The organism is Leeuwenhoekiella sp. H156, from assembly GCF_052218455.1.
GTDB classification, from domain to species: Bacteria; Bacteroidota; Bacteroidia; order Flavobacteriales; family Flavobacteriaceae; genus Leeuwenhoekiella; species Leeuwenhoekiella parthenopeia.
The window spans coordinates 1,161,428-1,183,552 of sequence record NZ_CP197499.1; the positions used below are offsets into that span (position 1 = coordinate 1,161,428).

At 43.8% G+C, this 22,125-nt stretch carries 20 protein-coding genes; 4 read left to right on the forward strand and 16 right to left on the reverse strand.

The features are described 5' to 3' along the window. From ACSSS3_RS04900 to ACSSS3_RS04920, 5 genes are all read right to left on the reverse strand, one after another. A complete protein-coding gene (locus ACSSS3_RS04900; protein ID WP_442846642.1) occupies nucleotides 1-2,286 on the reverse strand; it encodes a prolyl oligopeptidase family serine peptidase in 2,286 nt (761 codons plus the stop codon). 102 nt (nucleotides 2,287-2,388) lie between these two features. Then, nucleotides 2,389-3,396 (reverse strand): 4-hydroxyproline epimerase, encoded by a 1,008-nt coding sequence (locus ACSSS3_RS04905; RefSeq protein ID WP_442846643.1) that lies wholly within the window; start codon nucleotides 3,394-3,396, stop codon nucleotides 2,389-2,391. Between the two features lie 136 nt (nucleotides 3,397-3,532). Further along, nucleotides 3,533-5,215, reverse strand: a complete 1,683-nt coding sequence (locus tag ACSSS3_RS04910; protein ID WP_442846644.1) for a DUF885 domain-containing protein — start codon at nucleotides 5,213-5,215, stop codon at nucleotides 3,533-3,535. A gap of 155 nt (nucleotides 5,216-5,370) precedes the next feature. Continuing rightward, nucleotides 5,371-6,948, reverse strand: a complete 1,578-nt coding sequence (locus ACSSS3_RS04915; protein ID WP_442847401.1) for an aldehyde dehydrogenase (NADP(+)) — start codon at nucleotides 6,946-6,948, stop codon at nucleotides 5,371-5,373. Between the two features lie 304 nt (nucleotides 6,949-7,252). Then, complete coding sequence (locus tag ACSSS3_RS04920; RefSeq protein ID WP_442846645.1) at nucleotides 7,253-8,185, reverse strand: dihydrodipicolinate synthase family protein; 933 nt, start codon at nucleotides 8,183-8,185, stop codon at nucleotides 7,253-7,255. Nucleotides 8,186-8,317: 132 nt separating this feature from the next. On the opposite strand from ACSSS3_RS04920, the gene ACSSS3_RS04925 reads away from it, so the two are divergent. From ACSSS3_RS04925 to ACSSS3_RS04935, 3 genes are all read left to right on the forward strand, one after another. Next, complete coding sequence (locus ACSSS3_RS04925; RefSeq protein WP_442846646.1) at nucleotides 8,318-9,163, forward strand: helix-turn-helix domain-containing protein; 846 nt, start codon at nucleotides 8,318-8,320, stop codon at nucleotides 9,161-9,163. Nucleotides 9,164-9,454: 291 nt separating this feature from the next. Beyond that, complete coding sequence (locus ACSSS3_RS04930; RefSeq protein WP_442846647.1) at nucleotides 9,455-10,132, forward strand: hypothetical protein; 678 nt, start codon at nucleotides 9,455-9,457, stop codon at nucleotides 10,130-10,132. 14 nt (nucleotides 10,133-10,146) lie between these two features. Continuing rightward, entirely contained in the window at nucleotides 10,147-10,776 is a 630-nt protein-coding gene (locus tag ACSSS3_RS04935; protein WP_442846648.1) for a hypothetical protein, read from the forward strand. Nucleotides 10,777-11,022: 246 nt separating this feature from the next. On the opposite strand, the gene ACSSS3_RS04940 is transcribed toward ACSSS3_RS04935, so the two are convergent. The 10 genes from ACSSS3_RS04940 to ruvC all read right to left on the reverse strand — a co-directional run bounded on the left by ACSSS3_RS04940 (nucleotide 11,023) and on the right by ruvC (nucleotide 20,340). Further along, nucleotides 11,023-11,808 carry an SDR family oxidoreductase gene (locus ACSSS3_RS04940; RefSeq protein ID WP_442846649.1) on the reverse strand — a complete coding sequence of 262 codons (786 nt, stop codon included), beginning with the start codon at nucleotides 11,806-11,808 and terminating at the stop codon, nucleotides 11,023-11,025. Between the two features lie 113 nt (nucleotides 11,809-11,921). Next, complete coding sequence (locus ACSSS3_RS04945; protein ID WP_442846650.1) at nucleotides 11,922-12,239, reverse strand: cupin domain-containing protein; 318 nt, start codon at nucleotides 12,237-12,239, stop codon at nucleotides 11,922-11,924. 193 nt (nucleotides 12,240-12,432) lie between these two features. Next, nucleotides 12,433-13,434 (reverse strand): metal-dependent hydrolase, encoded by a 1,002-nt coding sequence (locus tag ACSSS3_RS04950; protein ID WP_442846651.1) that lies wholly within the window; start codon nucleotides 13,432-13,434, stop codon nucleotides 12,433-12,435. After that, nucleotides 13,435-15,210, reverse strand: a complete 1,776-nt coding sequence (locus ACSSS3_RS04955) for a MutS-related protein (RefSeq protein WP_442846652.1) — start codon at nucleotides 15,208-15,210, stop codon at nucleotides 13,435-13,437. 86 nt (nucleotides 15,211-15,296) lie between these two features. Further along, on the reverse strand, nucleotides 15,297-15,668 hold the full coding sequence (locus ACSSS3_RS04960) for an MmcQ/YjbR family DNA-binding protein (RefSeq protein ID WP_099645856.1): 372 nt from the start codon (nucleotides 15,666-15,668) through the stop codon (nucleotides 15,297-15,299). Between the two features lie 525 nt (nucleotides 15,669-16,193). Next, nucleotides 16,194-16,721, reverse strand: coding sequence for a GNAT family N-acetyltransferase (locus ACSSS3_RS04965; protein ID WP_442846653.1), 528 nt, complete (start codon nucleotides 16,719-16,721; stop codon nucleotides 16,194-16,196). Continuing rightward, complete coding sequence (locus tag ACSSS3_RS04970) at nucleotides 16,705-17,331, reverse strand: DUF4230 domain-containing protein (protein WP_442846654.1); 627 nt, start codon at nucleotides 17,329-17,331, stop codon at nucleotides 16,705-16,707. The genes ACSSS3_RS04965 and ACSSS3_RS04970 overlap by 17 nt, the downstream gene beginning before the upstream one ends. 423 nt (nucleotides 17,332-17,754) lie before the next feature. After that, a complete protein-coding gene (locus ACSSS3_RS04975) occupies nucleotides 17,755-18,501 on the reverse strand; it encodes a cyclase family protein (RefSeq protein WP_442846655.1) in 747 nt (248 codons plus the stop codon). A 61-nt stretch (nucleotides 18,502-18,562) separates the two neighbouring features. Further along, nucleotides 18,563-19,753 carry a radical SAM family heme chaperone HemW gene (gene hemW / locus ACSSS3_RS04980; protein ID WP_442846656.1) on the reverse strand — a complete coding sequence of 397 codons (1,191 nt, stop codon included), beginning with the start codon at nucleotides 19,751-19,753 and terminating at the stop codon, nucleotides 18,563-18,565. Between the two features lie 11 nt (nucleotides 19,754-19,764). Continuing rightward, a complete protein-coding gene (gene ruvC / locus ACSSS3_RS04985; RefSeq protein ID WP_228229008.1) occupies nucleotides 19,765-20,340 on the reverse strand; it encodes a crossover junction endodeoxyribonuclease RuvC in 576 nt (191 codons plus the stop codon). 52 nt (nucleotides 20,341-20,392) lie between these two features. On the opposite strand from ruvC, the gene ACSSS3_RS04990 reads away from it, so the two are divergent. Next, nucleotides 20,393-21,511, forward strand: coding sequence for a glycosyltransferase family 2 protein (locus ACSSS3_RS04990; protein ID WP_442846657.1), 1,119 nt, complete (start codon nucleotides 20,393-20,395; stop codon nucleotides 21,509-21,511). A gap of 83 nt (nucleotides 21,512-21,594) precedes the next feature. Here ACSSS3_RS04990 and ACSSS3_RS04995 read toward each other — a convergent pair whose 3' ends face one another. Further along, complete coding sequence (locus ACSSS3_RS04995; RefSeq protein ID WP_442846658.1) at nucleotides 21,595-22,074, reverse strand: hypothetical protein; 480 nt, start codon at nucleotides 22,072-22,074, stop codon at nucleotides 21,595-21,597. Nucleotides 22,075-22,125 lie beyond the last annotated feature (51 nt).

A 22,125-nucleotide genomic window follows, 5' to 3' on the forward strand; every position in this document is an offset into this window, starting at 1 on the left:
TTAGTTGATGTTATAATCCCACAAAGGTTCTTTGTTGAGCAAATTTTTTATAAAATAATTCCAGCGCTTTTTCTGAAAATAGCTGTTGAATCTGCCACTGTATCCATGGCGCTGACTTGGGATGATAAGCAGATCAAACTCCTTATCGGCTTTGATTAAAGCTTCCGCCAGTTTAAAGGTTCCCGAAGGGTTTACATTATCGTCAATCCCACCATGAACCAGCAATAATTTCCCTTTAAGATTGGGCGCCATAGTCACGTTTGAGACCTGCTCGTAGCGCTCATCAATGGGGTAGCCCATGTACATTTCGGGCCACCAGGCTTTTTCCATTCTAAAATCGTGATCCCCGCTGCTGGCAACCGCCACCTTATAAAAATCAGGAAAGGCCAAAACCGCATGCGCCGCATCATAACCGCCTGCCGAATGCCCAAAAATCCCGACCCGGTCTGTGTCTACCCAGGTGTACTTTTGGCCCAAAAACCGAATCGCATTGACATGATCGCGCAGGTTGTCGCCCATATTCATATACGAAACATCGCGAAAAGCCTTGGAACGGGCAGCTGTACCCAGACCATCAACGGCCACAACGATAAAACCCAGATTGGCCATAGCCTGATGACTGAGCGCACGGTCAAACGAACGCGGAAACATCTGCGTATGCGGCCCGGTATAAGTCGCATCAATCACAGGGTATTTTTTTGTGGCATCAAAGTTTACCGGTCGCCAAAAGGCCCCGTAAATAGGCGTTTTACCGTCTTTACCTTTTAGGCTGAACACTTCCGGCAATTGCCAGCCTTCGCCGGTCAGGGCATCAACATCTGCTTCGGTAAGCGTTTCTATAATTTTTCCGGTTTTCTTGCTGCGCAAAAGGGTTTTAGAAGGTTTATCTACGGCCGAAAGCACATCCACAAAATATGCTGATCCTTCTAAAAACTGAATGTCATGGTTCACAGGCTCAGGCGTAAGGCTCGTTATTTTTCCGTTTAGGGAAACTTTATAGAGTTGCTGATGATAGGGATTTGCAGCTTTGTCCACACCGGAAGCCAGATAGTATATAAGCTTGTTTTTGGTATCGATATTGACAATCTCATTAACTACAAATTCCCCGTTTGTAAGCGGTTTTAGCTTGCCGCTTTGTTTATTCAGAAGGTACAGCTGCTTCCAGCCGCTGCGCTCTGAAAGCACAACGAGGTCCTGCCAACCCTCAACCTCACGAAATTCAAAATTATCGATGCTGGTCGTAACCGATTCTTCGTAAAGCGGACTGATGCTTTGTACATCCAGATCAACCACTTTTAAGTACTGATCTTTATAGCCGCGACTGCGGTAAGAGGCGATCATTTTATGCGGCTCGTCATCCATCCACTTAAGCCAGATGCTGTTTACGTGTATTTTTTTGGGCAGATCAATATCGAGTTGTTCTTTGGTTTCCACATTAAAAAATACCGGCTTGTAAGTCACCATCGTGGTATCGCCGGGCGAACCGCGGTAATAACTCAGCAATTTGGGCTTATACAGACTGTCTATGCTGTAATCCAGCAAATACATTTTTTCGGCAGTGCGGGTATCAACCACCTGCGTCACCAGGTATTTGGAATCAGGTGACCATTGTACGTCAAAATGCGGTGGGCGTTCGGTGCCTTCGCCTTCTATAATATCAAACCAACCGATGCTGCTGGCGTAATCGTAACCCGGCTCCCCGTCTGTGGTAAGCTGCACCCTCTTACCCGACCCGGCATCTTCAAGGAATAAATTGTGATTTTCTACAAAAGCGTTCCACTTACCATCCGGTGAAGTTGAAGTGCTTCGGTCGCGGTTGCGCCAGGAATCCCTGGCCTTGTCATTTTTTGAATCAACGGGCTTAAGGCTATCACCATCCCACGAAAAAGGCTTTCCATCAAAAAGAAAATACAGGCTTTCTGCTTTGCGTTCCAGGCGGGAAAGGTCTAAATCTCTTGCCTCGACGTTTTTGTCCAGCTCTTTGGATAAGGCTTCCGCCAATTTTACATGATCAAAAAGCGGAGCCGTCCTGAGGTCTTTGTAGTTTAGACCCAAATAGGTTTTTCCGGCTTTATCGTAGTTCAGAAACCAAATCCCTGAACCTTCCTCAAACTCGTGCACTTCCGTTTTGAGGTTGAAGGCTTTTTGATTGATCACGTTTCCGTAGGTATAGTCAATCGCCTGCTGATATTCAGCCTTTGTCATTTTTTCCTGGGCGAAAGAAACACCCGCAATCAACAAAAGCGTAAACGTGATATACTGAATATTTAACTTAAAAACCTTCATATTTTATTTATTAAAAACCTCGCGCAAGCCGAAGAGATATGGGTTTGATAATCAATTCATAATTTCGATGCAAAGCCCCGAAAACAAAACCCTCAATGCGGCTTAAATCACCTGAAACCCGAACGCATACGGATCTTCCGTATCAATAGTCATCGTGTTATATCCGTAGATACGCGCCCAACCTTTGATGCTGGGAACAATCGCCGGAAAGTTCCCCAAAGTGGTTACTTCTTCGATACGGCCAATAAACTTGGAACCTATAAAACTCTCGTGAATAAAATCGGTCTTCGGCTGAAGCAATCCCCGGGCGTGCAACTGGGCGATACGTGCCGATGTCCCGGTACCACAGGGTGAGCGGTCAATGGCTTTGTCGCCATAAAAAACCGCGTTGCGTCCCGATGAAGCAGGATCAATGGGCGAGCCCGTCCACAACATATGGCTTACATCGCGTATGGTATCATTTTCAGGATGTATGAAATGATCGGGGTATTTCAGATTGATGCGCTGACGCAATTCCTGACTGAGCTGTACGATCTTGGATGCCGAAAAATCCTGCACCCCGCTAAAGTTCTTCTGCGGATCAACAATCGCATAGTAATTTCCGCCGTAGGCCACATCAAATTTGAGTTCGCCAAGTTCCGGGCATTCAATGGTCAAATCGCGTGCGGCGAGGTAACTTTTTACGTTGGTAAGCTTTACCCAGTCTACCTTGTTTCCGGTTTGCTGATACTCAATTTCCACGAGACCTGCCGGCGCCTCCATCCTGATCTTACCAGGCACCTTAGGAGTGATAAGGCCTTCTTCGATAGCAATGGTAATGGTGCCTATGGTTCCGTGACCACACATGGGGAGGCAACCGCTGGTCTCAATAAATAAAATCGCAAAGTCGTTTGCAGGGTCGTGGGGCGGAAACAAAATACTCCCGCTCATCATATCGTGACCGCGGGGCTCAAACATGAGCCCTTTGCGTATCCAGTCATATTCTTTTAAAAAATGCTGGCGTTTCTCGTTCATGGTTTTACCTACCAGCTCGGGACCGCCGGTTTTAACCACACGCACAGGATTCCCACAAGTGTGCGCGTCTATACATTGAAAAGTGTGGATGGGCATTCGGTATTACTATTCTTATTGTTATTATTATTTATTATTTGGAATTGATGATTCTTTACAGGTCAATCCCTCAACTACAGCTTATTTTCTAATTGTAGTTTATTTCTTAACTGATGGTACTATTAACTTTTAACCCTTAACCTTTTACATTCTTCGCGATGTAGGCGTCAACCTGTTCTTCCAAAATGGGTAAGGTCACGGTGCCTTCACTGAGGATGATCTCGTGAAACGCCCTAATGTCAAAGTTTTCGCCCAAAGCTTTTTTAGCACGCTCCCGCAATTCGCGTATTTTGAGTTCGCCTATTTTATAGCTGAGTGCCTGCCCCGGCCAGGCGATATAGCGGTCGGTTTCAGTATTGATCTCGTGTATGGAAAGTGCCGTGTTTTGAGACATATAGTCTACCACATCCCGGCGGCTCCAGCCCATGGCGTGAATCCCGGTGTCTACCACGAGACGGCAGGCGCGCCACATCTCATAGGTGAGCTGACCAAATTTCTCATAAGGCGTTCTGTAAATTCCCATCTCATCGGCCAGATACTCGGAGTAAAGCCCCCAACCTTCACCGTAAGCGGAGAGGTATAAATTTCTGCGAAACTGCGGAATGCTGTCACTCATTTCCTGATTAAGGGCTCCCTGCAGGTGATGTCCCGGCACGGCCTCGTGCGCGGTAAGCGATGGCAAGGTGTACAGCGGCCTACTCTCTAACTGATAGGTATTCACCAAATAATGCCCGGCCTGCGTTCCGTTTATGCTGCTGCCGGAATACCGCCCGCCGGTATATTTAGGCGCAATCGCATCGGGTACTTTAATTACACCGTAAGGCTGCCGCGGCAATCGCGAAAAGAAAGCTGGCAACTCGTTGTCAATACGCTTGGCAATATCTCGGGCGTGCATTAACAAAGCATCGCCGGTAGTAACGTAAAACTGAGCATCGGTACGCAAAAACTTTAGGAAATCGGCAAAGCTGCCTTCAAAATTGACTTCCTTGATGATTTTTTGCATTTCGGCTTTGATGCGGGCGACTTCTTTCAGGCCCAGCTCGTGGATGCTTTTTGCTGTATAATCAGTCGAAGTGGTGTAAAAATCAATTCGGTTTTGGTAAAATTCTGCTCCGCCGGGCTGTGCCGAGACTCCTATTGCATCCCGGCTTGCCGGTAAATATTCGGTCTCAAAAAAGGCTTTGATCTTTTTAAAACTGGGGATCACACTATCTTCAACTACCTGCCTTGCGGCGGTAAGCAGCGAATCTTTTCGCGACTGCGAAATGTTATCGGGCAATTCTAAAAAGGGCGAATAAAAATAACTCTCCAGCGGATTGTCGACAATATGCGTCTCGTAGGTGGACTCATACCCATTGAAAATGATGCGTGGCTGCACAATACCCTGCTTAAAACCTTCGCGCATCAGGGCGAAATGACTTTCAGCAAAATACGGAATGGCCTTTAGCCGGTTGAGATAAGCCACCGCCTGATCGTAACTGCGAATGGGTCGCACCTGATAATTGAGGTTGAGGTGAAAGCCCTGATCGGCCTGAATGGGGTTGAGGTGCATCTTGTAAGTGTACTCAGCTACCTGATCCTGCAACACAAATGCTAAAAGCTCACTTGAAATCTTTTGGCTTGCCGTGAGCTCCTCTTCGTTCAAGGTCGCCAGCTTATCTAAAAGCTCCTGAGCAAACGCAGCCCGCTCTTTATACAATTCTTCATCGTAACGCCCCAACGGATAATCCTGCCAATCGTAATCCCGATGGTTTTCATAAATGCTGATGATGCTGTCCAGGGAAACCACTTGCTGAGCCCAGCCTGTTGGAATACTCATAAGAATTACAAAAAGTAAGCTACACGCTCTCATAAGCTTTTGGTTTTAAATATTAAAGTCCATCATACTGAGGAAACCTGTCAAACTGAGCTTGTCGAAGTTTGAATACATTGACAATTATTTGTCTTCGACAGGCTCAGACTGACAAATAAATGCTAAGATTTTATATATGCCCCGTCCACCTTACGCAGAATACCTAAAGGGTTTCCGTCTTTTAAAGCTTCGGGTAGTAGTTCCTGCGGCCAGTCCTGATACGAAACCGGGCGTACCCAGCGGTAAATCGCGTCATTTCCTACAGATGTAAACTTCGCATCAGAAGTTGAGGGAAACGGACCACCGTGGTGCATCGCCGGGCATACTTCTACACCGGTTGGCACCCCGTTAAATAAAATTCTTCCTACTCGTGAACGCAGGGCGTCAATCACATCGGTATATGCTGAAACTTCTGCGGCTTCGGCAATCAACGAACCGGTCAACTGACCTTCCAAGGTATTCAACACTTCAAGCAACTGGGCTTTTGAAGCGCAGGCAACCAGCATCGAAAACGGACCAAAAACTTCGGTATGCAATTCGGGATTAGCCAGAAAATCGTCTGCGTTTACCTTGACCAGTGCGGGTTTGCCGTCATTTGCACCTTCCGCCTCTAGCGCTACCGCCAGAACTTCAGTGCCGTTTGCGTCGAGCATTTTTTGCTTTCCGCTCTCGTACGAACTGTGAATATTGGGGTGCAACATACAATTAGCCGGTTGCTGACCTAATGCTGCAGCCAGGTGCTTCCCAAACGTATCGAGTTCAGCGCCTTCAATTCCTAAAATAAGTCCGGGATTGGTGCAAAACTGTCCTGCTCCCAGATTGATACTTCCGGCATATTTCTGTGCCCAGGCCTCGCCATTTGCTTTTAAAGCTTCGGGTAAAATCACAACCGGATTTATACTTCCCATTTCGGCATAAACCGGGATAGGCTCTTTTCGGCCCGCACCCAATTTGGTCAATGCCGTTCCGGCTTTGATGCTTCCGGTAAAGCCCACCGCTTTAATTGCAGGATGCTTAACAAGTTGCTCGCCTACGGTAATTCCTTTACTATTCAGATTTGAGAAAACGCCGTCAGGCATTCCGGTTTTTTCCGCAGCCTTAATAATCGCTGAAGAAACGAGTTCGCCCGTACCCGCATGCATCGGGTGACTTTTTACAATAACGGGGCAACCTGCTGCCAGCGCGCTTGCCGTATCACCGCCAGCCGTAGAAAAAGCAAACGGAAAATTACTGGCGCCAAAAACGGCGACGGGACCTACCGCGATTTGCATTTTGCGCAAATCGGGTTTTGGTGCGGGAGTGCGCTCCGGGTTGCCATGATCTATAGTCGCCTGAACCCAGTCACCCTGCTCAAGCAAAGCAGCAAACGAATTGAGTTGACCAATAGTCCGCCCGCGCTCGCCCATCGCACGCCCTTCGGGCAGGCCTGACTCTGCGGTGTACGCAGCTATCACTTCCTGACCTAAAGCTTCGATTTCCGCTGCTATAGCTCTTAAAAATGCAGCGCGTTCTTTATCTGTTTTTTGTTTATATACTGCGAAAGCTTCCGTCGCTTTTTGAGCGGCTTCATCTACCTCAGCTTCTGTGGCTTCGGTAAAATCCCACTCATTATCGCTGTTAAGCTTCGGGTTAACCGTTTTGTAGGTTTGTGTTCCTTTCGCCGAAAGGCTGTTGCCTATGTAATTTTTTCCTGTAATCATATCATTTTTGATTGTCTGACTTTCAAAAACACTTTGAAAAATCAGCTTGTAGTTTTCAGCTTTAACTGCCAAAAACAGTATTTATTTAGCGCGAAAGCACCTCTGAAAGGTGCCCGGCTTGTATTTGAAACCCTAAACGAGGGTAAATCGGTAAAAATGGATCTTCGGCATGGCCTCTGCTTTGTTAGTTAGTTTTAGCCGCACATGAGTATGTTTCTAGCTTCCGATCCATTTTCTCACCAATTTAATTGACTCCGCCAAGGGGTAAAATACCTCAAGGCCTGACCCCGAGGTTGTTTTACGCTTAAGCAGTTACGCCTGCGTTCAGGTTTTTATATTCAGGTAATTCAGGGCGGGTTTCCAGACCTTTCTTAATAATCTGAAGAACCTCTTCCCTGCGTGCTCCTGCAAGCGGAAGACGCGGCGCCCGCACGAATTCTGACCCAATGTTGGTATGTACTTCTGCCAATTTAATGTTTTGCACCAACTGAGCGTCAATATCCAGCTCTAAAAGCGGTAAGAACCAGCGGTAAATTTCAAGTGCTTCGGCAATGCGACCCGCTTTTTGCAGCTCATAAATCGCCACAGTTTCAGCAGGAAATGCACAAACCAAACCAGCAACCCAGCCGTCTGCACCCATCAATAAACTTTCAAGAGCCAGCGTATCAACCCCGGTCATAATTTTAAGACGGTCTCCAAAACGGTTCTTGATGCGCGTCACGTTTGAAATGTCGCGCGTAGACTCTTTTACCGCCTGAATATTGGGTTCTTCGAGCAACTCTTCAAACATATCGAGGGTCACTTCAATCTTATAATCAACGGGATTGTTATATACCATAATAGGAAGCGAGGTACTTTGCGCCACCGCTTTAAAGTAAGCAACCACCTCGCGATCACTGGCTTTGTAACGCATAGGAGGCAACATCATGAGTCCGCTTGCACCATCTTCTTCAGCTTTTTTAGCAGCTACGATCGCTCCTTTTGTAGTTTGCTCGGCGATATTCATCATAACCGGCACTTTACCGGCAACGATCTCAACCGTTTTGCGGGTTAAGGTACTTTTCTCTTCATCGCTCAGGGTACTGGCTTCTCCCAGAGTACCGCCCAGTACGATGCCATGAACACCGGCATCAAGCTGCGCTTTAATATTTAGTTCAAAAAGTTCAAGATCCAGTTTATCGTCCTGAGTAAATTTTGTGGTTACTGCGGGCATTACGCCTTCCCAATTGATTTGCATAGGTTTAATTTTAAATACTCTAGCAAAGCTACTGGAGTTCTAAAGCATTTCTTTTGTAGTATTTAACCAAATCTTTGCATATTTTAGCGCGACCTTCAAATTAAGGCAGTTATTTAGGTCAAATTCTACTTAGTGAAAGTTTTACCGTTTAAAATACCGAAATCGGGCAAGCAGGCCCTCATCGTGCAGGAGGATCACGAATTCCTCTTTTACGACAAGCTGCATCAACACCCCGAAATACAGATGAGCTATGTCCTGAGCGGCACCGGCACCTTGTTAACCGGAAACACCGTAACCCGCTTTGAGCCCGGTGAAGTTTTGGTTTTTGGCGGAAATCTGCCGCATGTATTTAGAAGCGATATACAGGAAGACAGCGAATCGCATATGCTCTCGGTTTTTTTTAACCGCGAAAGCTTTGGCGCCGATTTTTTCGAGACGGAAGAACTCCGCGATTTTGAACCTTTTTTTAATCTGGCCCAGTCGGGTTTCCGCATTAAAGACCGGGATTTAAGCTTTAAAAAATGCTTTATGCAACTGAAGAATTCCGGGATGAAGCGCTTCTTACACTTTATCAACCTGCTTTACGAAACCGCCGAAGCTCCTAAAGAACTGCTCTCCAATTTCACCGAAAATTCACGCTATACCGATACGGAAGGTCAGCGGATGAGTAAGGTTTTTGACTTTTGCCTGAGTCATTTTCAGGAGCGCATAAGCCTGGAGGAAATCGCGGAAATCGCTGTGATGAGTCCCACCGCTTTTTGCCGGTTTTTTAAAGAGCGGACGAACAAAACCTTTAGCGAATTTCTGACCGGCCTGCGTATTGAGCACGCGTGCCAGTTGCTGCGCACCCCAGATCAGCAGGAACCTATCGCTAACATCGCCTATGCCGCAGGTTTTAATTCGGTTTCCAACTTTAACCGGTATTTTAAAAAAGAAAAGGGGATGTCGCCGCGCGAGTACCGAAATTTAAGTGCGTAATAATCACAAACTACTCAACAAACCACCACAATGGGAATTTGAGTACCCGTGATGTAGGCCGCCTGCTCTGAAGCCAGAAAGAGAGTAAGAATTTTATAAGTAAAGTAATTTAATAAAAATTGTCTGCGATTTGCATACGTGTAATAACGCACCAGTTAATTAGAATGTAATGATGTAAGAATACATAAAATTGAAATTATAAATTTTTGATTTAAACACAGATATAGGTTAGTTTTGATTTAAACAGTAGTAACAAAGAAACACTCATTATTTTTTATTCTTGTTTTCTTAATGAAAATTCTCTTTTTGCTTTTACCTCTGTTTACCTTTGGCCAAATAGTCAATAAACAACTAATCAATATTGAAATAGGAGTTCCTTTTTTTAACGATCTGACCTCGAATAATAAAGAGTATACGCTAGGGGTCGCCTATATCAACCGCTTTTCCGAAAGTTTTTCTTTTGAAACATTTTACCATTTTGCCAGTAGTTCTGAATTCCCCGAATTTTACGGTAATCAGCAAGAAACACTAAATTTTTACAATGAGTTACTACCGGAAGTCTCGGAAGATCCTTCAAGTCTCGCTTTTTATTCGCTTTGGCATAAAATCAATGCACATTTTTTGGGAGTGCGCATACATTACTCATTTATCAACAGCAACCGCTGGTATCTTAGCTTCAATATAGGTGGAGGTCTTTATAATGGAAAGTCTTCTTATAATTCTCTTGACGAACTTATTTTTTCAACTGAAATAGGAAAAATAACCGCCTATTCTGAAATTTTAACCACTAAAACCGAGACCAAATTTTTCTTCAGTCCAAGTATACACACATTCTATAGGTTTCATAAAAAATTACATATAGGCTTAAATTTTGATTTATATAGTATTCCGATAAAATCTGGTGTGACCGATATTCCTGTTTCTGGTGACCATTATAATGTATCTTTAACTCTAGGACACTCTTTTTAAATTTAAAAAACCTAATGAATTTTCTAAAATTCCTTTTTCTATTCATACCCCTTTTTGCGATTGCTCAAGGAGACAACGCCACTAATGCAAAACTACAATTAAGGTTGAGCTACGGTTTAGCTCTAATTGATTACGGAAAAGATTTCACTCAGGATTACCCTGATTTGAGCTTTAGTAATATTGGAACCCTAATTAACCTGGAAGCAGACTTACCTCTTTCAAAAAATCGATTTATAGGGCTTGGTTTTAGCAAGCAGATTCACTCCAAAAATATTAATCAATCTAACCTAGGTCAAACAAGTGGAAGAGGACTAATTTTAGATAATTATCGCTTAACTCATCTAAAAAATTACTACGACATTCATTTTAGAAAAAAATTTCAAAATCGATTAGAATTGACCTTTGGTGTATTTTACTATAATGAATATTATAACGAAATTAATTTGGACAATATTCAAAACGAATCTGTATATATTCTTTTTAATGATGAACAAAGAGATGATAATTTTGGGGTAAGCTTATCGCTCGGATATTTCTTTAAAATTAATCAAACCTTAGATCTTGGAATAGTGGGTCGTTTGGGTTATTCATTGAATGGTTTAGAACACATAGCTTTATTACCATCTGTTAATTTGAAATTTTAGGTCTAATTACAAATACCATCTCAGAAGCTGCTTAACCATCGCTTCCAGATCACACTCAGTTTTCTTTATAGTATCACCGTTTCGAGTAAGAATTAATCCTTGTTTAAATAAAAAAATTCAGTCTTAAACATTTAAATCATAGACTCTAACGGAAAAATATTTTGACTAATATTTTAGTGCTATAACAATGCGCGCCAAATTCATTTATTGCTCAAATCAGAAGTTTTATAAAAACGAGAGTGAAATTCACAAACTACTCAACAAACCACCATCAATGGGAATTTGAGTGCCTGTGATGTAGGCCGCCTGCTCTGAAGCCAGAAAGGCAACCAGAAACCCGTATTCTTCCGGTTTACCAATACGGCGTACGGGCACACCGGCTTCGAGTTGTTTAAAAACTGCTGCTTCCGAAATACCCTGCTCCCGGGCTTTTTTAGCATTTAAGGAAGCGATACGTTCAGTATCAAAATAGCCGGTCAAAATACTGTTTACCGTAATTTGATCGGGACCGACTTCAGTAGCCAGACTTTTTGCCCAGGTTACTACAGCAGCCCTGATGGAATTTGACAGGACCAAATGTGCCAGCGGCTCTTTAACCGAAACCGAAGCAACGTTAATGACACGTCCCCATTTCGCTTTGCGCATCGCTTTAAGCGCCAATTCGGTAGTGAGCACCACATTTTTAAACAACAAATCAAACGCCTGCTGGTAATCGCTTACCTCCTTCTCGATCGCGGTACCCGCAGCCGGACCTTGCGTGTTATTCACCAGAATATCAACCGTGTTGCTTTCAAAGTATGTTGAAATTATCGTTTTGTAGGCCTCAAAATCTGTAAAATCAACCTGAAGGATCTGATGTTGCTGCTTATGATGAGTAGGCAGTTCTGCCTTTACAGCTTCCAGCTTTTCCAGCGATCGCGACATTAAGGTCACCGTCGCGCCACTTGCCGCAAGTTGCATCGCAATTGCTTTCCCAATCCCTGAAGTGCTTCCGCCTACCAGTGCTTTCTTTCCGCTTAAGTTAATATTCATTGATTATTTTTATTGCTATTATTATTAGTATTTGAGACACATCCGGAAGGAACAAACAGTTTTTTGTCTTTGCTCTCTATTCTAATGTCTGATGTCTCAAATCTAAAATCTAATTATCTATACTCCTCCCGTGTAGGGCTAAACACATCCAGTAATTTACAGGGTGTAAGGGCTTTGCCGCTGTGTTTGAGGTGCGGAGCGATCACGACAATATCGCCGGGATGGTATACCTGCGTGTTTCCGTCGAGGGTAAACTCAAATTCGCCTTCAATTACGTGCATAATTTGCTCGTTCATATGACTGTGCTCAGGAACCTCAGCGCCTTCTTCCACTTCCCAGAAAGCCAAAGAGGTATTCTGAGTATGTACCAGTTTACCATGGTATCCCGGCATGATTTCTTTTGGAGTAATGTCTGAGAGTTTATAGTTCATATTTTGGGTTATTGGGTTATTAAAGGTAATTTCTACTTTCTACTTTCTACTTTCTACTTTCTACTTTCTACTTTCTACTTTCTACTTTCTACTTTCTACTTTCTACTTTCTACTTTCTACTTTCTACTTTCTACTTTCTACTTTCTACTTTCTACTTTCTATATTCTATATTCTCAAATCTCACGTCTAAAATCTAATTCCCCCACATCCGTTCCCACAAACTGCGCAGCACCTGCTTCATCGCTTCCGGGTCACGCTCGGTTTCCTTTATGGTAAGTCCGGTTTCGGTAGGAATCAATTTATAGCTGAATACAAACCTCAGATTTTTGGCATCTAAATCGTAGACTCCAAAACGCAGGTCGTTAAAATACAGGTTTCCGTCTTTACGGTAAATCGTGTACCAGTTTTGGGCAATGGCTTCCAGTCGCTTTATGGTTTCGGTATCCTTGTAATCGCCTAAAAACTGATGATCCTTCGGCACAAATCGAAATTCAATGGGTTTAGTATCAAAAAACGAATAATCTCCCAGCAGATAGGCGTCTCCCACATCTACGTTGGCATACCATAAGATCGTATTGAAGGCTGCGGGGCGGGTATCAATCGCGGTATATTCTATATTTTGCTCCTCAAGCGCATCGGTAAATTTTTGATAGCTGATGCCTTTTAGAATGAGCGTAAGCAGCATATAAACCGAACTTACAATCAATCCCAATCGGTTCCACTTACGGCGTTTTGACGAAGTTTTAGGCAATCGCATTGCCAAAATCAGGAAGATCAGAAACGGTAGGGTGTACAGCGGATCGATCACAAAAATGTTTTGATAGGCCAGTCGCAGATCGAAAGGCCAAAACAACTGCGTTCCCCAGGTGGTGTGCGCGTCTAACAGCGGATGTGTGATCAAACCCCAAAAGAACAGCCAGGACCAATCTTTCCAGGTTGCCTGTGCCTTTGTATGAATTTTAGAAACCAGCCAACCCAGCAACGGCGCCATCGCAATACTAAATACAATGGAGTGGCTAATGCCACGGTGAATTTCAATCGCTGTAAGCGGATCGAGAAATTTACCCACGAGGGTATCCAAATCCGGAATCGTACCTGCAATAGCACCATACAACATCGCCTTGTTGCCCACTTTCTTGCCGAGGACGGCTTCGCCAACCGCGGCACCCAATACAATTTGTGTTAGAGAATCCATCTAAGCGTCGATTATGTTCATTTTACGCAGTAGGAACGAGGCGTTCATATTTTGACAAATTCCTTTTTTAAAAGTGTAGTCAAAAAAGAGTTCGTCATTGATGATCTGGGCGTCAAAATAGTAATTCTTTACCGGTTCCAGATCTTCTGCCGCTTCGCAAAGGCTCAGGTCGTGGGTGGCGATGATTCCGGTAGAATTGGAAGCTACCAGTTTTTCAATAAACTTACGCGAGCCAATGGCCTTATCGGTGCTGTTCGTTCCTTTGAGAATTTCGTCGAGAATGATGAAATAAGTATCGGCCTTAATGGCGTTTACAATAAACTGCAGGCGCTTCAGTTCTGAAAAGAAATAAGATTCATCATCGGTGAGTGAGTCGCTGGTGCGCATACTGGTGATGAGCTTAATGGGATGGTAAGACGCTTCGGGAGCACAGATGGGAAGCCCGGTGTTGCTCATCACGATAGCCAGCGAAACCGTACGCAGAAAGGTACTTTTTCCGGCCATATTGGCCCCGGTAATGATAAAAAACTGCTCATTTTTGATACTGAAATCATTGGGAACGGCCTTTTTAGGATCCAGCAACGGATGGGAAAGCCTTTTAGCTTCCAGGGTTTGACTGGCCTTTGTAATTTTCGCGAAAGCGTAATTGGGATGATTAAAGCTGAAATTCCCCAGGCTGTTTTGCGCATCAAAAAAGGCGATGACTTCAAACCAATTGGCCACCTCGCCTGCGTTGGCTTCGATCCAACGCTCGATGTTGTAGCATTGTCTAAGATCGGAAAGGAAAAAAGAATTGATAATAATGCCCATAAGCATATTAGAACGCTGGTCTAAAATCCCCAGCATTTTTGAAAACTGCTCAATTACAGCCGAAGCTTTAGCCTTTTGCGACTTGATTTTAACCTGTTGGCGTTGCAGGTAGACCGACTGAAATTCCTGTTTTTCAAGCAGCAGCATCAGTTTGTGATACTGCTCAAACGTAGATTGCATTTTGCTGGCATTGGCCCAGAGGTCATTTACTTTTTTCACATAAATCCCGGAGATCCCCAAACCGATAAAAAACAACCATGCCACAACATTTCCCGGAATAAGGTCCAGATAGGCCAACACAAAAGCAACCAGTGAAATACCGGTGTAGCTATTGGGCACCCAACGCATGAGTTTGGGCATAAAACTGCTGTAGTTTTTTAGCCAGCTGAGAATTTCTTTGGCATCATAGTCGGCTTTGACGAGTGCCGCCGTGGCTCGAAATTGCTGCCTCCACGATAGATGCCCGGCAAGTTCTTGCACAGCTTCCTGTTTCTGCGGAATTTCTGTAATGTCATTTGCGGTGAGGAATTCGGCTAGTTTGCGGGTTCCGCTCTCGAGGGCGGTGCGGTTGAGGTACTGAAAAAAGGATCCGCGGCCAAAAAGATCTACATCCTGACTAAAAGCGTGAAGCGGATTTTTAAATTTTTCGCCGGAAGGCAAATCGTGAAAGTCGCGATTCAACACCCGTAATTCGGTCTCATTTAAAGCAATCAATTCCTGCAAAAAATTGCGTTTGTACTGAAGCTTGTTGTGCCGGGAGACCAAAATGAGAAACAGCACAATCTCAGCCACCACAATCCCGATTACCAACCGCGTCTGCGCCCATAAAAAATAGATTGCGATAACCCCGACCAAAAAGACCGCCAAGCGAATCATACTACTAGTAAACAGTGCCGACTGGGCTTTGGTTAGCTGCGCTTTATAGTCGGTTACAAGGGAAGTGTAGGTATCTTTTGGGTTTTGCATAAGCTTAAAAGCTTTATAATTTTTGGTTTTCTATTAAATCGCAATCAGACGTATTTAACAAGAAATGTAAAATTAACTTATGCATATCAGTTTAAGCCTTTCAATTCTTCTTTTAGCTTTTTGGTAAGGCTGTTTACGATTAGCTCGTAACTGTGATCGATGAATTCGTAGAGTTGTTTTAGCGAAATCTCCCCGTTTAACAGCACGGTATTCCAATGCTGTTTGTTCATATGCCAGCCGGGCAAAACACTCTCGGGGTACTCCCCACGCAGCTCCAGTGCACGCTCAGGATCGCACTTGAGGTTGATGCGCGGTGTGCCGGCCTCCCAACTTTCGAGTCCGCTTAGGGCATACATTTTACCCATTACTTTAAACACCAAAGTCTCGTTATCAAACGGAAATTCTTCGGTTGTACCCGGTTTTTGTAAACAGTATGTTCTGAAGTTATCTATGTTCATAGTCCCCACCCTAGCCCTCCCCCGGGGGGAGGGAATTTTTAGTTGTTTGTCAAAAATCTAAATAGATCATAACCCCCAGAAATAAATACTAGCAAGAAAAATGCTACGAGACAAAAGTTTATTACAATCCCAATAATTTTCTTGAAAGTATTAGGTTCATTTATTCCTTTTAGAGATTTAATTAATCCTATTATACTAACGATTCCAATTGAAAAGACTGTTAAGCCAATTATTAAGGATATAAAATCATATTTCAATAGGTGAAGAAGTAGAGAAAGGATGACAATAATTAAAATAAGTCCTATTCCCAGAATTCCAAACTTGAACCCTTTGTGCGAATGCTTGTTAGTTTCCATTTTCTATTCCTTTAAATAACGGCTTCAGTTGATTTGAATATTAAAATTTAATGGGTTCTAAAGTGTGTTAATTGAGTACTCTTTAAATTTTCGTATTTGGTTTAAAAATCTAATAACCTCTCCTAAAGTTTTTTGATAGCTTCTTGTACCTACGCTTTTCCAAGATGTTTTAGAACGGATACACCATTATATAATCCTGCATCAGGTATCCTTTACCGATGTCAAAGTCGCCCGAATAGGCGGTTTTAAAGCCGTAATACTCATAAAATTTGACCGCTTTGTTGTCACGGTTCACATTAAGCATTACGCCCTGTACGTCTTCTTTTTTAGCTTCCGCGAAAGCGAAATCCATCAGAAAACGGCCTGCACCGGTGCCATGATTTTCGGGCATCACGTAGAGTTTGTCTACCTTCATCCAACTTCCCTCCTTGGAAAGTTTCTCATTTCGGTAATTGGGGATCAGCGCCAGGTATCCTATAGGTTCGGCTGCTTCATACAAAATGTAAAAACGGCTTCCGGTCTCTACCTGTTTTTTCAGCGAAGCAGTGCTGTACATAAACTCCATCATATAGGCGATCTGCTCTTCAGACAGAATATCTTTAAAAGTCACCGGCCAGACGCGGTCTACCAAACTTTTTAAAACCGGCCAGTCCCTTTCGCCCAGAGGCTTTACCTCAAAACTACTTTGAGACTTCACCTTCTTTCAATTTTGGGGTTTCGGCTGCGGTTTCAAGGGCTTTGTAATCCAGTTTCCAGCCTATGGTCTGCACCAGGTTTTCCATTAATGAAACCGTGCTCAATGCCTGCTTTGAAGCTTCGCCAAAGAGTCCGCTTTGCGGCACTTTATCAATAATATGCTGTTTGGCTTCCCGGTTGATTTCGGTTAAATCTGTGGAGGTAAACGGGTTGGCCCAACCTTCTTTTTTGTCGTAATATTTGAAATCAGTCTCGATGCTTAGCAATTCCGGCTGCGGAAAATCGGTCAGTACAATCGTACGGTTTTTCACATCGGGGTGCATTTTGATTTTGGTGAGATCAAAACCCACATAGGCTTTGGCATCAATAAGCACCAAGGCCTTTTTACTCCCGAGAAATAAGTTGAGCCATTTATCTTTCACATTTTGGTAATGGTAGATTTCGGAAAAATCGCCTTCCACAGTGATGAATTTACATACGCTGCGTATTTTTTCCATCAACACCACAGACTGTTGCTGGGCATTTTGCTGTCTTCGGCTTTTAGAAAAGCGCGAAAAAATAAAATAGGCAATGATACTGCCTGCTGCGAGACCTATGAATAGATATTCCATAACGCAAGTTGAAAATTCGGTATTCCGGTAAAGTTAAGGGTTCTGTTTGTTTATGAAGTTATTGATTATTGGGTTATTTGAAATCACTCTTTCTTATTTGAAACTCATAATTCTTCATTCTGCATTGAAAAAACATCCCTCCAAACCTCCCTTCAAAGGGAGGCTACTTTTTAACTAAAGGATATATTTGGATTAAATTATTAGTTATAAGTCATTTAACACATCAGAATTCGCACTGCCTTCGATACAAATTCTGCTGCCCACGGCCTTCGCAAAATCTACTCAGCCAGCACTTAATCATTTTTGCCTTCAGCTTTCCGAGCTTCTTTCAACCTGCAACCTGCAATGCTTTAAATCTTTATGGCAAATAGTGGTTTTTGGTTTGATATTGAAAACTCTGTACCAAGCATTCTGAATTCTGAATTACTCAAAAGCATACAGAACCGGTTTACTGGGGCTGGCATCGTTTTCAAAAGAAGCGATTTGCAGATTGAGCAGATACGAGCCGTCCGGAACGGTGTGGGGAACGAAAATCATTTCGGTGATGGTGGCGTCTAATCTTAATTTTCCGGCTGTGTTCCAAAATGCATTGTGTGCAGCGAGCACGCCACCATCTTCCTCGCGGTCAACGCTGGGCATATCGATAAGCAGGTGTTTGATTCCGCTTTCGCGAAAGAACACCGCCGTCTCTTCCAGCAGATACGGCCAGTTGGTATGCGACCATTTTCTGCTTTTTTTGGTTGCCGTATTGGGCAAGGTTCGTATCACCACAGCTTCCGGATTTTTTCCCTGAAGGGCACGCTGAGCCAGTTTTTTAGTAAACACAAAATCTTCGTTATGCGGCTCGGGCACCAGCGTAATCACTTCCGCAGTAAACATAAAGGTTTTCAGGTTTTGATTGATGCTGTGCACTTTTTCGGTAATGTGGCCCACACATTCGGTATGCGTGCCGTGCGCGTGCGGATTGTAATAGATATTGTTGAAATTCACAACCGCTCCCTGAGCCACCGCAGCGACCCATTTGCCCTCGACTACCGGTTCAATCTTAGGCGGATTGAGATACCAGGCCACGGGATTAGCGTCACCACTCACTACAGGAATGCTGATGTCTATGGGTTTGCTAAAATCTACGGTAACGGGTTTATTGTTTAGAGTAATTGTTGCTCGCATAGGCATTTCATTAAGTTGCCTTATAAGTTAGTCTTTTCAGAAAAAGTTACAGCTAAAAAAATTAAGAAAGATTGAGCAGGAAGAGATCGCTCGCCAGACCGTCGCTCAAAAACTTACCTTTTTTAGTGACTACAATGCGATCGCCATCCCGAGAAAGCAAGTGCTCTTCCAGATGTTTTTCGGCCTGTTGCAACGCGTATTCTTTAAATTTAAGACCGAAGGATTCTTCGATTTTAGAAAGCGAAATGCCCCAAATGGTGCGTAAGCCGGTCATTACATACTCGTTGTATTTATCGGTAAGCGAAAGTGTTTCACGCTCCACCGGAAGCTCACCGGCCTCAATAGCTTTGATGTATTTGGGGTTGTTATTGATGTTCCAGCTACGGGTATTTCCATCATAACTGTGTGCCGAAGGACCAATGCCCAAATAGGCTTTGCCGGTCCAGTAGGCGGTGTTGTTTCGCGAAAAATAGCCGGGTTTGCCAAAATTAGAAAACTCATAATTTTCAAAACCGGCCTGCTGCATCGTATCGACCAAAATCTCAAAATGCGCCTGTGCCACTGCATCGTCAACGGGTTTTACAACACCCTTTTCTATAAACTTTTGAAGGGCCGTATTGGGCTCCACCGTAAGCGCATAGCTTGATATATGCGGAATATCCAGTTGCAATGCCTTGTTCAGATTCTCTTTCCAGCGCGCATTTATCATATCGGGCATGCCGTAGATAAGATCTATCGAAATGTTGTCAAAATAGGCTTTAGCTAGTTCCAGACAGCGCACCGCCTCGTCTGCATTATGCGCCCGGTTCATCAGCTTTAAATCTGCTTCAAAAAAGGACTGCACGCCAATACTGAGTCGATTGATTCGTGATTGCGCCAGCATCTTCAGCTTTTCTTCGGTAAGATCATCGGGATTCGCTTCAAGAGTGATCTCCGGATTTTCGGTAATCGCGAAATGCGCATCAATGGTTTTAAAAATACGCTCGAGTTCGTCCGCATCAAGCAAACTCGGCGTTCCGCCACCAAAATAAATGGTTTGCAGAACACCTGGGATTTCGTTTTTGCGCAAGATGATTTCAGCACACAGAGCCTCGACAAGTTGGTCTTTCTTTTTCAAGGAGGTCGAAAAGTGAAAATCACAATAATGACAGGCCTGCTTACAAAACGGGATGTGGATGTACAAACCGATCCCCAGCCCCCCGGCCCCCGAAGGGGGAGTTTTTCTGTCTTGTAGAAAATCTTCGATTTTCATAGAATAATGCTTTAAGCCCCCTTCGGGGGTTTGGGGGATATTACCCGCTTTTCATTCTGTTTAACAAAAGCATCCCAGCCGGTATAACTTTTACCGGTTTCGACACGACCTGCGTTAAAGTGATGACAAACCGCGGCAGCCAGACCATCTGTACTGTCCAGATTTTTAGGCAGGGTTTTGAGGCCGAGCAGGCTTTGCAGCATTTTAGCCACCTGTTCTTTACTGGCGTTACCGTTGCCGGTGATGGCCATTTTTATTTTTTTCGGAAGGTATTCGGTTACCGGGATCTGGCGCGAGAGACCGGCTGCCATAGCCACTCCCTGAGCTCTGCCCAACTTAAGCATAGACTGTACGTTTTTTCCGAAAAACGGAGCCTCGAGCGCCATCTCATCGGGATTGTAGGTGTCTATAAGTTCGATGGTGCGTTCAAAAATGAGTTTGAGTTTGATATAGGGGTCGTCGTATTTTTTAAGCTGAAGTTCATTCATCTGAAGAAACTCCATTTTTTTATTGACCACGCGTATAAGGCCAAAACCCATAATCGTGGTTCCCGGGTCAATCCCTAAAATGATTTTTTCTGATTTCAAGCGCTAAATTTTTTCCATCTTTGAAGCTTTCGCAAAGCTAACCATTATAAGCGTGATCGTCATTGCCCTCCTCTTAATCTTCTATGTTTTGCTCATCGCAGGGCTTTGCATTGGTTTTTTTAGACTGAAAAACGAAAGCACAAATTTTGACAACCAGATGTTTTCAGACATCAAAACCAGATTTTCTATCGTCATCCCGTTTAGAAATGAAGCCCGGCATCTGGAAGCTTTACTGGAAACATTAGATTGTTTGGATTATCCGGATGAGCTGTTTGAAATCATTCTCATCAACGATGGGTCTACAGACAGGTCTTTGGAAGTAATTGAAAATTTTCTAGCTGCGCATCAAAGACTAGAACTGAAAACACTAAACAACAAACGCGTTTCAGGCTCACCAAAAAAAGATGCGCTCAATCTGGGGATTGCTGAAGCAAAAATGGATTGGATCATTACCACCGATGCAGATTGCCGGGTGCCGTCAAACTGGCTGAAGCATTACAATTACAAAATACTTCGCGAGGCTTGCACATTCATCGCCGGGCCGGTTTGCTTTTATGAAGATCAAAACAAATTGCTGGATGCCTTTCAACAGCTCGACTTTTTGAGCCTTCAAGGGGCAACCATCGGCAGCTTTGGATTGGAGAGGCCGTTTATGTGTAATGGTGCCAATCTGGCATTTTTAAAAAGTGCGTTTTTAAAACTGAATGGTTATGCTGCGAACAATCACATCGCCAGCGGAGATGATGTATTTTTAATGCAGCAGTTTTTAGAAGCCGATGCTAAAGCGGTTGGGTATCTTAAAACCCGGCACGCGTTGGTAGCAACAGCGCCGCAACCCGATTTAAAATCGCTGATCAATCAACGGAAACGCTGGGCAGCGAAGGCCTCAGCCTACAAAAGCCGGTTTGCGGTTCTGGTTTCGGTTTTGGTTCTTTTGGGAAATGCTTCGGTAGTAGCCGGATTATTTTTTGCCGAAATCTACTACTTATTGATACTAAAAGTCGCTATAGATTTTCTCCTCATCTGGTGCACCGCAAATCTTTTCGCCCAAAAAAAACCGTTTAAACAGTATCTATGGGTTGCGCTTGTTTATCCGTTTTTCACCCTGTATATAGCCTTGGTGAGCCAGTTTGGTAAGTTTAGCTGGAAAGGGAGGGATTTTAAGAAATAGACACCTACGTAAACATCCATCCCCAACGCTTCCTTCAAAGGAAGGGTGCTGTTTGAAAATTTCAAAAAGCACGCTAAAAACTCTTATTCAACCTTCACAACTACCGGCATTTTAAAGCTGGTCTTAACCGGAATACCTCTTTTGTGGGCCGCGATGATTTTAGGAAGCGAATCGAGGCTGTCTTTAAGCCAACCTTCCAGTTGCGGCAATTGACTGGCGATGGTATCGGGAATTTGTGCCTTTTCAATCGTGAGATCACCCAGCTCGCTGATGCTCAGGTAAAGCCAGACCGTATCGTTGATTTCGGTCTCGACAATCATCGTTTTATTAGAAAGCTGAAGCTGAAAATTGCGCTGTAATTCGTTCTGAAAACAGGAATAACGCGCCTGTTGATCTTTTAAGTTCTCGCAGGAAGCAAAAGTGGGATACTCCTCAACCTCGTTCATATTGAGGGTTTTGAGTTCTTCCTGCACCAGATCGTCTGAAGAGATTTTTTTGGTCTCGAGATCTTTACACGAAAACAGGTTTAGGGCAAGCGCCAAAAGAACTACAAATCGAATCATGGAATGACTTAAATCACTGGCAAAGATGTAAAAACGAGCGGAATAAAACTA

Bases quoted from the DNA above. Each gene is read 5' to 3' on its own strand.
- ACSSS3_RS04935 (WP_442846648.1), top strand. From the start codon at position 10,147: ATGAATTTTCTAAAATTCCTTTTTCTATTCATACCCCTTTTTGCGATT.
- ACSSS3_RS04940 (WP_442846649.1), bottom strand. From the start codon at position 11,808: ATGAATATTAACTTAAGCGGAAAGAAAGCACTGGTAGGCGGAAGCACT.
- ACSSS3_RS04950 (WP_442846651.1), bottom strand. From the start codon at position 13,434: ATGGATTCTCTAACACAAATTGTATTGGGTGCCGCGGTTGGCGAAGCC.
- ACSSS3_RS04955 (WP_442846652.1), bottom strand. From the start codon at position 15,210: ATGCAAAACCCAAAAGATACCTACACTTCCCTTGTAACCGACTATAAA.
- ACSSS3_RS04900 (WP_442846642.1), bottom strand. From the start codon at position 2,286: ATGAAGGTTTTTAAGTTAAATATTCAGTATATCACGTTTACGCTTTTG.
- ACSSS3_RS04905 (WP_442846643.1), bottom strand. From the start codon at position 3,396: ATGCCCATCCACACTTTTCAATGTATAGACGCGCACACTTGTGGGAAT.
- ACSSS3_RS04995 (WP_442846658.1), bottom strand. From the start codon at position 22,074: ATGATTCGATTTGTAGTTCTTTTGGCGCTTGCCCTAAACCTGTTTTCG.
- ACSSS3_RS04910 (WP_442846644.1), bottom strand. From the start codon at position 5,215: ATGAGTATTCCAACAGGCTGGGCTCAGCAAGTGGTTTCCCTGGACAGC.
- ACSSS3_RS04975 (WP_442846655.1), bottom strand. From the start codon at position 18,501: ATGCGAGCAACAATTACTCTAAACAATAAACCCGTTACCGTAGATTTT.
- hemW (WP_442846656.1), bottom strand. From the start codon at position 19,753: ATGAAAATCGAAGATTTTCTACAAGACAGAAAAACTCCCCCTTCGGGG.
- ACSSS3_RS04945 (WP_442846650.1), bottom strand. From the start codon at position 12,239: ATGAACTATAAACTCTCAGACATTACTCCAAAAGAAATCATGCCGGGA.
- ACSSS3_RS04930 (WP_442846647.1), top strand. From the start codon at position 9,455: ATGAAAATTCTCTTTTTGCTTTTACCTCTGTTTACCTTTGGCCAAATA.
- ACSSS3_RS04970 (WP_442846654.1), bottom strand. From the start codon at position 17,331: ATGGAATATCTATTCATAGGTCTCGCAGCAGGCAGTATCATTGCCTAT.
- ACSSS3_RS04915 (WP_442847401.1), bottom strand. From the start codon at position 6,948: ATGATTACAGGAAAAAATTACATAGGCAACAGCCTTTCGGCGAAAGGA.
- ACSSS3_RS04920 (WP_442846645.1), bottom strand. From the start codon at position 8,185: ATGCAAATCAATTGGGAAGGCGTAATGCCCGCAGTAACCACAAAATTT.
- ACSSS3_RS04960 (WP_099645856.1), bottom strand. From the start codon at position 15,668: ATGAACATAGATAACTTCAGAACATACTGTTTACAAAAACCGGGTACA.